Source organism: Tindallia texcoconensis (assembly GCF_055383815.1).
Genome location: NZ_AP042431.1, coordinates 1,249,833 through 1,262,065, shown reverse-complemented (window position 1 = coordinate 1,262,065; position 12,233 = coordinate 1,249,833). Strand labels below are relative to the sequence as shown.

Sequence of the window (12,233 nt, the reverse complement as noted above, 5' to 3'; positions counted from 1 at the left end):
TAAAACTATCCATGAAAGCAAGGAGGACCCTATGCGAATCATCATTTCCCCAGCTAAAACCATGAATGTCAATAACGACGCCCTTCAGTACCAGCAGTTGCCCACCTTTGTTAAAGACACGGAAGTGTTGTTGGAAGAACTTCGGAGCAAAACCTACAATGAATTGAAAAGCCTCTGGAAGTGCAGCGATAAAATTGCAACCCTGAATGATGAGCGGATTCGAAGCATGAATTTGTATCGAAACCTGACACCGGCCCTTTTGGCTTTTGAAGGAATTCAGTATAAGTATATGGCACCCGTGGTTTTTGAAAACAAAGATTTTGAATACATCGAAGAGCATTTGCGGATTTTGTCAGGCTTTTACGGAGTTCTTCGTCCTTTTGACGGCGTTACCCCCTATCGGCTGGAAATGCAGTCTAGGCTACAAGGGGAAAAAGTGGACTCCCTTTACGAATTCTGGAACCGAAAATTGGCAGAACAGCTTTTTTCCGAAAGCCAATGCATCGTGAACCTGGCTTCTGTAGAGTATAGCCAATGCATCTCTCGCTATTTAACAGAAGATAAACAGTTTATCACCTGTGTTTTTGGTGAACTGAAAGGCGATAAAGTCATGGAAAAAGGCACCTTGGCAAAAATGGCCAGGGGTGAAATGGTCCGGTTTATGGCAGAAAATAAAGTGGAAGACATTCAGGATCTGAAAAAATTCAATCGTCTAAGCTATGAATTTGCAGAGGGTTTGTCCGACGAAAACAGCTTTGTGTTTATCAAAAACGAAAAATCGACAAAGACATCATAAGGAAGTAAATCATTCATATCATCCAAAACCTTGATATACCAAAGAAAAGAGAACCTACCCATTATGGGTAGGTTCTCTTTTTGTACTTTCTTAACACATACTACCCTTTTTGTGTGTGGTGGATACTCCATCTCTTCTAGTAGACTAAAGCATATAAGGAATAAAAAAGAGGAGGAATGCCATCGCAAAACCATCCAGCTATGGAATTAGAGATTCAATGACTAGCAAACAAAACAACCTGATTAAAAAGGAGGATTATGATGAACAACAAAAGAATTTCAATGATTTTGTGTGTAGCATTGCTGTTTTCTCTGGTTTCCTTGGCATCCATGGAAAAGGCCTTTGCATCAGAAGGGTCCTATGTATTGGTGGGCACGGAATATCGAGTCGGTGGATCGGGAGATTGGGAAAAAAATCCAACCTTCCCAATGCAAGCAGAAGATGATACGGGCACGATTAGTGGCGAAACCCGTTCTGCCACCATTAAGACTTGGCCGTTTACCGATCCCAGTAAGGATATTCATACCCGATGGAGCTGGTCGGCACCGCCTCAGAAAATCCAAATGGGAGATACCGTAGCCATTAACGTAAATGTAGAAGTCCTTGGGAGTAACGACCCAAATGGCGGTGGAGCACATTATTTTTACCTTAGTTCTGTGCATGGTACAGCGGGTGGAGATTTTGATGTAGTGGCACCCTCGAATGTAGAAGATCCCACCTATTACCTGCGCTATTTTGCTAATGGTAACGGAAATGTGACAAGGTCAGGTTCCTACACTTTTGAAAGAACCTTTCGTTATGGAAATCGTGGCTGGGGAAGTGGTGTAACAGAAATTCTTGTTACGATAACCAGGGGACGCCAGCCTATTAGCTATGATGTTAAATATATCTACGAATGGCAAGAGAGTGCAGCGCCAGCACCAGCGCCAGCACCAGAGCCAGCACCAGAGCCGGCACCAGAACCACAGCCAGCACCAACCCCAGCACCACCAGCCACAACTGGACAAGCCACGGAATCCACAGATGCCGGGAACCGTATGGAATGGCCTACCGTCAGCGGTGCACTGGGGTATCGAATTTTCCGCTCCACGGATCCAAACCAACTGGGGGAATCCGTAACGGACTTCTTTATTGAAGAACTGCCCTTTATTGATGTGAACATTCAACCCAATACAGACTACCATTACACGGTAAAACCAGTACTGCGGGAAGCCAATCCCCTGCAAGACATCCAGGAAGAACTGGGAGAAGCCATTGCCACCTACACCGTGCGCAGCAGTTCCAACATCATCAGCAGTACGCAACAACGAAGCTTTATTGTTCTGACCATTGATAAGCCCCATATGATCGTTAACGGCGTTGCTGAAGAAATAGACCCAGGTCGAGGAACCGTCCCAAGAATTACCTCAGGACGAACCATGGTACCCATACGAGCTATTGTAGAAGCCATGGGCGGTACCGTAGGATGGGATGGCAATGAAAGCAAAATCACCTTAAATGCCAGAGGCAACCAAGTAGAAATGTGGTTAAACCGAAACGATATTCGCACCAACGGAAGCATGAGTCGTATGGACGTAGCACCCGTGTCCATTGGTGGAAGAACTTTTGTTCCGCTACGATTCTCAACGGATAATCTGGATGCTCGGGCGGAATGGATTAATTCTACCAGAGAAGTGGTTATTATATTTTAATAGATAAAGAGATGATTATTCTCAAAGCGTTTATATAGCAAAGTCTCGAAGAACCTACCCATTATGGGTAGGTTCTCTTTTTGTACTTTCTTAACACATACTACCCTTTTTGTGTGTGGTGGATACTCCATCTCTTCAAGTAGACTAAAGCATATAAGGAATAAAAAAGAGGAGGAATGCCATCGCAAAACTATCCGGCAATCTGATCAGAAAATGAATGGTTAGCAAACACAACAGAGTTATTTAAAAGGAGGATTAGGATGAAGAAAAAAAGAATTTCAATGATTTTATGTGTAGCATTGTTGTTTTCTCTGGTTTCCTTGGCATCCATGGAAAAGGTCTTTGCATCAGAAGGGGCCTGGGTGCTTAAAGAGACACTGTACGGAGTAGGTGGAGAATGGCAGGAGTCGCCACGTGGAGAGCATCGCTATAATGTTGGTAGTGGCAATGGCGTATTGATTCAAGAAAGCAACAGACACGAAATTGAAGAACATAGTTCGGGAATAACCCATAATTACCCAGACAGGCATATGCATGTTATTTATACGTGGACAACACCGCCAGAAGTGCTCCAGGCTGACCAGAAAGTCAGCATTGAGGTGGAACAGGAAGTAAGAGCGAATGTAACAGGAGGTTTATGGATTAACTTCTTTGCTCAAGCTAGAAGAGCCCTGTCTGGTGGACATTTTGAAATTGAGGGGCATCCCGGAAAAACTAGTTTAAGACTCGGACAATATCAAAGTGCAAAGAATGATGAGCTCTGGGTGCAAGGATCTACTTCCGTTACTTTCAGCGGAACGGTCTGGAGTGCTCTTCCAGAGGGAACTGAGCGAATCCTTCAGGTACAGACAGGACCAGGGAGAATGGGGCTATCGAGTGTTCGTTACGTCTACGAATGGCAAGAGAGTGCAGCGCCAGCACCAACGCCAGCACCAGCACCAGCACCAGAGCCGGCACCAGAACCACAGCCAGCACCAACCCCAGCACCACCAGCCACAACCGGACAAGCCACGGAAGCCACAGATGCCGGGAACCGTATGGAATGGCCTACCGTCAGCGGTGTACTGGGGTATCGAATTTTCCGCTCCACGGATCCAAACCAACTGGGGGAATCCGTAACGGACTTCTTTATTGAAGAACTGCCCTTTATTGATGTGAACATTCAACCCAATACAGACTACCATTACACGGTAAAACCAGTACTGCGGGAAGCCAGTCCCCTGCAAGACATCCAGGAAGAACTGGGAGAAGCCATTGCCACCTACACCGTACGCAGCAGTTCCAACATCATCAGCAGTACGCAACAACGAAGCTTTATTGTTCTGACCATTGATAAGCCCCATATGATCGTTAACGGCGTTGCTGAAGAAATAGACCCAGGTCGAGGAACCGTCCCAAGAATTACCTCAGGACGAACCATGGTACCCATACGAGCCATTGTAGAAGCCATGGGCGGTACCGTAGGATGGGATGGCAATGAAAGCAAAATCACCTTAAATGCCAGAGGCAACCAAGTAGAAATGTGGTTAAACCGAAACGATATTCGCACCAACGGAAGCATGAGTCGTATGGACGTAGCACCCGTGTCCATTGGTGGAAGAACTTTTGTTCCGCTACGATTCTCAACGGATAATCTGGATGCTCGGGCGGAATGGATTAATTCTACCAGAGAAGTGGTTATTATATTTTAATAGATTGGATTAAAAACATCATCATGCTCAACACAACAAACGCCTGCAGGAATCCTGCAGGCGTTTCATGTGCTTTGAGTGTGAAAATTTCCGATATTAAAACAGAATCATAGCCATGGGTGCTGCCAGTAAAATGGTAATGATACAACGCTGCACCCAGATAATTACCATTTCTGTAACACTAATGGGAATATCCGTGGATAAAATGCAAGGGATAGAGGCTGAAAAAAACAGGATGGAAGATATGCTGACAATTCCAACGACAAATCGGGTAGCTAAAGCAGCCTCTGTCACCATGAGAGCCGGAAGAAACATTTCTGCAATGCTCATGGAAATAGCCGTTGCTGCCAGCATGGGATCCGGCACCTGAAGAATTGCTGTAAAGGGATAAAAAATATAGCCAATCAGATTGAAAACCGGCGTATATTCAGCCAGTAAAAGACCGATCAAGCCAACAGACATAATGCTTGGAAGAATGCCCATGGCCATGACAAAGCCATCCCTTAAATTTTCGGTTACATTGCTGACGAAGTCTTTGGCGTGGTATGTGGCCGTTAAGCCTTCCTGCCATGCATTTTTGAACAAGTCTTGCTTGTATTCTTTTTCCAAACTGGCATTATCCGCGTAGTAAAGATCTTCTTTTTTATTAAGAGGCCAAATTCTTACCGTAATGGCCGTCACTATAAAAGTGATAATCAAGGTAGTCCAGAAGTACAGATTCCACATTTCCATAAGGCCCAAGGTTCTCCCGACAATAATCATAAACGTGGCAGAAACCGTAGAAAAACCAGTGGCTATGATGGAGGCTTCCTTGGCGGAGTATTTTCCTTCTTTATAAACTCGGTTGGTGATGACCAATCCCAGTGAATAACTGCCAACAAAAGAAGCAACAGCGTCAATAGCAGATCTTCCCGGGGTTTTAAAAATTGGTTTCATAACCGGACGCATAATAACACCGATAAACTCCAATAGGCCATAACCAACAATAAAGGCTAAAAAGACAGAGCCTATAGGGACAATTAATCCTACGGGTATTACCAAAGCGTTAAAAAGAAAAGGACCGATGTCAGGATCAAGGATCCAATGAGGTCCAAAGTTGAAATACACCATAGCTGCAACAAGGACACCAAGGATTTTAAGGAAAGATAACCCTTGATTAACGGGTGATGATTTCCATGTTTTTTTGTAGAAGGGATAGATACTGCCTAAAAGAATTACAAGTAAGGCATAAATTTGTGCATAAGACGCTAAATTCCCTCTAATTTCAGATACGATGTGATCCAAGGGAATGGATGTACGTTCGTTAAAAGTGACAGGAATAAAAAACATAAAAATACCAATAGCGCTGAAAAAAATAAATTTGAAGATGTTTTGTGAGGTGAAAATATTAGTAGGTGGATGATGGCCTGTAGGTTTTGGACTCATAAAAACCCTCCTCGGAAAATTCAGAATGCTCTTTTATAAAACTTACCAGAGAAACGTCATTAAAACGTCCATAAAATCAACAAGCTAAGGCCTAAGGATAAAGCCTCCACTGGGATTGTCCACACTGCATAGACGTTTGAATTGTATAACAATACGAAAAATTCGTTTTAAGCCATGGAATAAAGATTAATAAGAGTGTGAGACGGTTTTTGATATAATGACAAAAAAACGAATATGTTTTGACGCAAGGACATATCTTTGATAAAATAAAATGAGAAGAAGAAAGAAAACGATTTCACGCAAGTGATTTTATGCTTGCTACTGAAGAAAAGGAGTTGTCTGCCGATGAAAGCACTTGTAAAGAAACACCGCAGTCCTGGTATTTGGTTAGAAGATGTTCCAGAACCAGAAGTTGGGAAAAACGATGTATTAATCAAAATCAAACAAACCTCCGTATGTGGTACTGACGTTCATATTTACCATTGGGATGATTGGTCTCAACAAACCATTCCTGTGCCCATGACCATAGGCCACGAGTTTGTAGGAGAAGTAGTAGCCATGGGCGAAAATGTTCATGATGTTCATATTGGTGAAATTGTGTCTGGAGAAGGACATCTAGTTTGTGGTCGTTGTCGAAACTGTTTGGCAGGTCGGCGGCACCTTTGCATGAATACCAGTGGGGTGGGAGTTAATCGATCTGGAGCCTTTGCAGAATACCTCTCCATTCCAGTAACCAATGTATGGCACTGCGACCCATCGATTCCATTAGATGTACTTAGTTGCTTTGATCCATTAGGGAATGCGGTTCACACAGCCCTTAGTTTCGATGTGTTAGGAGAAGATGTTTTGATTACTGGGGCAGGTCCTATTGGCATTATGGCAGCAGCAGTAGTACGCCATGCAGGGGCTCGGCACGTGGTGATTACAGATGTCAATGAATATCGATTGGATTTGGCTCGGAAAATGGGAGTAACCAAAGCCGTCAATGTTCAAAACACAAAGGTAGAAGAGGTAATGAAGTCCTTAGGAATGAAAGAAGGCTTTGATGTCGGCTTAGAAATGTCTGGTAATGCCTCAGCCTTTCATAGCATGATTCAAAATATGTGTCATGGTGGGAAAATAGCAGTGTTAGGTATTCAACAACCAGATACCGTAATAGATTGGAATACCATGGTATTTAACGGTCTAACCTTAAAAGGGATTTATGGAAGAGAAATGTACGAGACCTGGTATAAAATGACAGCCATGATTCAATCGGGACTGGACATTTCACCAGTGATTACCCATCATTTTCATTATACAGAATATGAAAAAGCTTTTGAACTGATGGCTTCTGGAAACTCAGGTAAGATTGTGTTAAACTGGGAAGACTAGGGTTATAATAGATAATGGAGATCAAGCTCATTAATAGATTGAGAAAAAGAAAGGAAGCGTGTTATGTTTACAACCCATCAAAAAAATCATTATGCCAATGTACTTGGGGATATAAAAGAGCAGGGACTTTGGAAAGAAGAAAGAATCCTGTCTGGACCACAGCGTTCTCGTATTAATACCACCCAAGAAGAAAATGTCATTAATCTTTGTGCCAATAATTACCTAGGGCTTTCTAGCCATCCTAGAGTGATGGATGCCGCTAAAAACAGCTATGAGCAATGGGGATATGGCCTGTCCTCTGTTCGGTTTATCTGTGGAACTCAGTCAGTTCACAAAGAGCTAGAAGCTAGTCTTTCCTCTTTTCTAGGCATGGAAGATACCATTCTATACTCTTCTTGTTTTGATGCCAATGGAGGCCTCTTTGAAACCATTCTTGGGGAAAAAGACACCATTATCAGTGATGAACTGAATCATGCCAGCATCATCGACGGTATGCGTTTATGTAAGGCGAAAAAATTGATTTATAAAAACAACAACCTAGAAGATTTGGAAGCGAAGCTAAAAGAACGGCAACAAGAAGGAATAACACTGATTGCAACAGATGGTGTATTTTCTATGGATGGCATTGTAGCAGATTTAAAGGGAATTTGTGACTTAGCAGACCAATATGGGGCCATGGTAATGGTAGACGATAGCCATGCCGTTGGGTTTATGGGTAAAAATGGTCGAGGAACCCATGAACACTGTGAAGTGATGGATCGAGTAGACATCATCACTGGAACCCTTGGAAAAGCCTTGGGTGGAGCCAGTGGCGGATATACCAGTGGGCGCAAAGAAATAATAGACCTTTTACGTCAGCGCAGTCGCCCCTACCTTTTCTCCAATACTTTAGCTCCAGCCATTGCATCCGCATCCTTAGAAGTATTAAAACTGCTTTCTGAGTCTACGGAATATCGAGATCGGGTCCATGAAAACACTCGTTACTTCCGTAAGCGTTTGACAGAAATTGGCTATACCACCATTCCTGGAGAGCATCCCATTGTGCCCGTTATGTTAGGCGACGCTGTATTGGCCCAGCAAATGGCAGACGATCTCTTGACTCGAGGATTATATGTGATCGGCTTCTTCTTCCCAGTGGTACCAAAAGGGAAAGCCCGTATCCGAACCCAAATTTCCGCAGCCCACAGCCGAGAGGAATTGGATCAAGCATTAGAAGCTTTTCAACAGTCTTATGATAAGTTCTTAAAAGAGTAGCTTTGTATCCTGGCGAATACCACCAGCGGAAGCTGGTGGTTCAAGCAAAATATAAAGAATTTTGAAAGGAGCAAGCAATCATGAAGAACATGGGACTCATTCCCAAACTCATCATCGGTATTATCCTAGGGGTCATTGTTGGCCTCACCATGCCAGATCATGTGGGGCGTGTGCTTTACACCTTCACACAAATTTTTGGACAACTTCTGGGCTACATTGTTCCCCTCATCATTATCGGATTTATTATTCCGGGAATTGCTGAACTGGGGAAAAAAGCAGGAAAGCTGTTGGGTGCTACGGCGGCTATTGCCTATGCATCAACGGTATTGGCAGGAATTGCAGCCTTTATCCTATCCAGCCTGATTATTCCTTCTATTGTTACAGAAGGAGCTGTTGCCGCAGAATCTTCAGGCCTACAGACCATTATTGAATTGGACATTCCTCCCATTATGGGCGTTATGACGGCCCTGATCACTGCTTTTATTTTTGGTTTAGGAATCAATTTCCTGCGACATCAGGAAGCCAAAACCGTTATGTTTAATTTTATGGAAGAATTCCGATCCATCATTATTCTGTTTATTAAAAACGTTATTATCCCTTTGCTTCCCGTGTATATCGCTGGTATTTTTGCCAATATGGCCGCAGAAGGAGACGCTTTTGCAACCTTAGGCGTATTTGCTCAAGTATTTGTGCTTATATTGATCATGCATATTGCGTACTTAGTGGCACTTTATTTGGTAGCAGGTATGCGAAGTGGCATGAATCCCTTTGTCGCTCTCAAAAACATGTTACCAGCTTATGCTACGGCATTGGGAACCATGTCTAGTGCGGCTACGATACCAGTAACTCTGAGAAGTGCTAAAACCAACCAAGTCTCTGAACGAATTGCAGATTTTGTCATTCCACTTTCAGCGACGATTCACTTGGCAGGCAGTACCATGACCTTGGTAGCATGTTCTGTAGCAGTGCTGGCAATGAATGGTTTAAGCCCTAATTTTTCCGAATATTTACCCTTTATTTTATTGTTAGGCATTACCATGGTGGCGGCACCAGGAGTTCCTGGTGGGGCCGTAATGGCAGCCCTTGGATTGCTTTCTTCGATCCTAGGGTTCACAGAAGCACAGATTGGTCTGATGATAGGTCTTTATATGGCTCAGGATAGCTTTGGAACCGCCTGCAACGTTACGGGAGATGGTGCCATTGCTCTTATTGTAGATTCTTTTTATAAGAAAGAAGCTGCTTAAAAAGAGACATGAAAGTAGAAGGAAGAGGGAAATCAAAAACCTGCCCATGGAAATCGGCAGGTTTTTTTCATGAAAAGAGCATAGGAAAAGCCTCTTCTTTGTGTTAAATTAGGGGAATCGGGTATGATAAAAAGGCTTAAGTCGAAAGGAGAGGAGGCTATGATGATTTTCCGTGTATTGGCACTGTATCGAGAAAGGGCTTCTTTTTTTGTAGAATTATTGATTCAACATGTGCAGATCACCCTATTGGCCGTGGCAATGATTAGCGCCATAGGATTAACCGTTGGAATTCTGATGACCCGAAGCCGATGGCTGGCAGCAGGGATTCTGAGAGTCACCAGCTTTTTATACACCATTCCATCCATTGCATTGTTTGGGATTTTGGTTTCCTTAACGGGAATTGGCCTGAAAAGCGCCCTGATTGCCATTGTTCTTTATGGACTGTTGCCAATGATTCGAAACACCTACACTGGGTTGATGGAAGTGGATCGGGAAGTGGTGGAAGCAGCCGTGGGAATGGGTAGCACTCCGATACAATTGCTGTTTCGGATTCAATTGCCCTTAGCCTTTCCAGTCATCTTTAGTGGGTTTCGCACCATGGTAGTCATGACCATTGCCCTGGGTGGTATTGCCTCCTTTATTGGAGCTGGTGGCATGGGTCGGGCCATCTGGCGAGGGATTTCTACTAATTTTCCGGAAATGACCATTGCTGGCAGTCTTTTAATCGCCGCCTTAGCCATCACAACGGATTACGCAATGGAAAGATTTGAAAACCTAGTACGTCAACGATATTTGGGAGAAGGAGGAAAAGAAAATGAACAGTAAAAAATATTTCATAGTGGTACTGAGTGTATTGCTAGCCCTAACCATGCTGGCCGGTTGTGCAGGAGGAGAGCAGGAACCAGCAGTGGAAGCAGAAGCAACAGGAGAAACAGAGCCGTCACAAGAAGTGGAAGAACAAGAGGAACCAATGCAAGCAGGGAAAGTAGTGTTGGCCAGCAAACCCATGACAGAGCAGTATATCCTGGCAGAAATCCTGACACTGCTCATCGAAAACGAAACGAATATTGAAGTGGAGCAGGCATTGGGAATAGGTGGTGGAACCTCCAATATTCATCCAGCCATGATCAATGGCGAAATAGACCTTTATCCAGAATACACGGGTACAGGCTGGTTGTTTGTTTTAAAAGAAGATGTGCTGCGGGATTCAGATAAACTATATCATTCCGTCAAAGAAGCATATCTGGAAGAATATGGGATCCACTGGACTGGTCGTTATGGACTTAATAATACCTATAGCATCGCCGTTACGCCAGAAGTAGCAGAAGCCTATAATTTGGAAACCATGTCGGATTTGGGAGCGGCCAGTCCGGAACTTACCTTTGCCGCCAACGCCGATTTTTTGGAACGAGAGGATGGATATCCTGGGTTGGAAGAAACCTACGGCTTTGCCTTTGGAGATATTAAAGAAATAGATATTGGCCTACGGTATCAGTCTATCAAGACAGAGGACATTGATGCCATCACCGTATTTTCCACAGACGGACAATTACAAGATGCGGAAGTAGTCCTGTTGGAAGATGATAAGAACTTCTTTGTGTTTTACGATGGAGCCACCTTAATACGGCAGGAAACATTGGATCAGTATCCAGAATTGGAAACAGTGCTGGAAAAATTAACGGGGCTAATCCCCAACCATGAAATGATCGCTATGAATTACGCCGTGGAAGTGGACAACGAAGATCCAGCAAAAGTGGCAGAAGCTTTTCTGCAGGAGAAAGGATTGCTGTAAATGGCTGTCATTGAATTCCAGAAAGTCACCAAAGCCTATGGAAATGAAGGCGATGTGCTTACGGGACTGGATCTAAAGGTGGAAAAAGGAGAGTTTGTCACCTTGTTGGGAGAGTCTGGTTGCGGGAAAACCACCCTGTTGAAAATCATCAATCGAATGGTTTCTTTTGATACCGGCCATGTTTGGATCAGAGGACAGAAGCTAAGCCAATGGGATATCGTGACCCTCCGTCGGCAAATAGGCTATGTGATTCAGCAAATTGGGCTTTTTCCACATATGACGGTAATGAACAATGTAGCCTATGTACTTTCTCTGCAGGGCATACCAAAAACCAAACAGCGTCAGCGAGCAGAAGAGCTAATGGAATTAGTAGGGTTGCCTCAAGATTTTCTGAGGCGCTATCCCAGAGAGTTGAGCGGTGGTCAGCGGCAACGAGTAGGTGTGGCCAGAGCCTTGGCCGCCAGTCCAGAAATTATTCTGATGGATGAGCCTTTTGGAGCTGTAGATGAACAGACCCGAAATTTGCTGCAGGATGAGCTACTGAAAATTCATCAACAGCTTCAATGCACCATCATTTTTGTCACCCACGATATTCAAGAGGCGGTGAAGCTAGGTACCCGTATTGTCTTGATGAACCAAGGACGCATTGAGCAAGCAGGTACCAAAGAAGATTTGATTCTTCGTCCAGCCAATGCCTTTGTCCGAAGTTTTTTAGGCACCAAAGGGTTTATGGCACTTCTGGATGAAGGAGAGATGAAAGCACTGTATCAGAGGGTTTTAGAGGAAAACACCAGCCTGGCAGACGTATATTTGAGATTGAAATAAAACCATCAAGTCACGTGCTTGTTAAGGGAAATGGAAGACAGGAGCCTATGGCTCCTGTTTTTTTATGGATCAGAAAATAGAAGGACTGGCCCATGGATATAGGTGAAAATCGGATAAAAAGCTTTTAAAGGGACAGCAGAA

10 protein-coding genes are annotated in these 12,233 nt (G+C 43.8%); 9 read left to right on the top strand and 1 reads right to left on the bottom strand.

Going from position 1 to position 12,233, the window contains the following annotated elements:
* The first annotated feature begins 31 nt into the window (after nucleotides 1-31).
* From yaaA to ACZ47N_RS05785, 3 genes are all read left to right on the top strand, one after another.
* A complete protein-coding gene (yaaA, locus tag ACZ47N_RS05795; protein ID WP_464888189.1) occupies nucleotides 32-796 on the top strand; it encodes a peroxide stress protein YaaA in 765 nt (254 codons plus the stop codon).
* A gap of 260 nt (nucleotides 797-1,056) precedes the next feature.
* Complete coding sequence (locus ACZ47N_RS05790) at nucleotides 1,057-2,487, top strand: copper amine oxidase N-terminal domain-containing protein (protein ID WP_464888188.1); 1,431 nt, start codon at nucleotides 1,057-1,059, stop codon at nucleotides 2,485-2,487.
* A gap of 260 nt (nucleotides 2,488-2,747) precedes the next feature.
* A complete protein-coding gene (locus ACZ47N_RS05785) occupies nucleotides 2,748-4,178 on the top strand; it encodes a copper amine oxidase N-terminal domain-containing protein (protein ID WP_464888187.1) in 1,431 nt (476 codons plus the stop codon).
* Nucleotides 4,179-4,274: 96 nt separating this feature from the next.
* Here the strand turns inward: ACZ47N_RS05785 and ACZ47N_RS05780 are convergent, their stop codons facing one another.
* Nucleotides 4,275-5,603: a YjiH family protein gene (locus tag ACZ47N_RS05780; RefSeq protein WP_464888186.1), complete on the bottom strand. Its 1,329-nt coding sequence runs from the start codon at nucleotides 5,601-5,603 to the stop codon at nucleotides 4,275-4,277.
* 345 nt (nucleotides 5,604-5,948) lie between these two features.
* On the opposite strand from ACZ47N_RS05780, the gene tdh reads away from it, so the two are divergent.
* The 6 genes from tdh to ACZ47N_RS05750 all read left to right on the top strand — a co-directional run bounded on the left by tdh (nucleotide 5,949) and on the right by ACZ47N_RS05750 (nucleotide 12,092).
* Entirely contained in the window at nucleotides 5,949-6,977 is a 1,029-nt protein-coding gene (gene tdh / locus ACZ47N_RS05775; RefSeq protein WP_464888185.1) for an L-threonine 3-dehydrogenase, read from the top strand.
* Between the two features lie 63 nt (nucleotides 6,978-7,040).
* A complete protein-coding gene (locus tag ACZ47N_RS05770) occupies nucleotides 7,041-8,231 on the top strand; it encodes a glycine C-acetyltransferase (protein ID WP_464888184.1) in 1,191 nt (396 codons plus the stop codon).
* An 80-nt stretch (nucleotides 8,232-8,311) separates the two neighbouring features.
* The gene (locus ACZ47N_RS05765; protein ID WP_464888183.1) at nucleotides 8,312-9,475 is read left to right on the top strand and encodes a dicarboxylate/amino acid:cation symporter; all 1,164 of its coding nucleotides are present in this window, start codon (nucleotides 8,312-8,314) and stop codon (nucleotides 9,473-9,475) included.
* Between the two features lie 159 nt (nucleotides 9,476-9,634).
* Nucleotides 9,635-10,300, top strand: coding sequence for an ABC transporter permease (locus ACZ47N_RS05760; RefSeq protein ID WP_464888182.1), 666 nt, complete (start codon nucleotides 9,635-9,637; stop codon nucleotides 10,298-10,300).
* The gene (locus ACZ47N_RS05755) at nucleotides 10,290-11,267 is read left to right on the top strand and encodes a glycine betaine ABC transporter substrate-binding protein (protein ID WP_464888181.1); all 978 of its coding nucleotides are present in this window, start codon (nucleotides 10,290-10,292) and stop codon (nucleotides 11,265-11,267) included. Before ACZ47N_RS05760 ends, ACZ47N_RS05755 begins: the two co-directional genes overlap by 11 nt.
* On the top strand, nucleotides 11,268-12,092 hold the full coding sequence (locus ACZ47N_RS05750; RefSeq protein ID WP_464888180.1) for an ABC transporter ATP-binding protein: 825 nt from the start codon (nucleotides 11,268-11,270) through the stop codon (nucleotides 12,090-12,092).
* Nucleotides 12,093-12,233 lie beyond the last annotated feature (141 nt).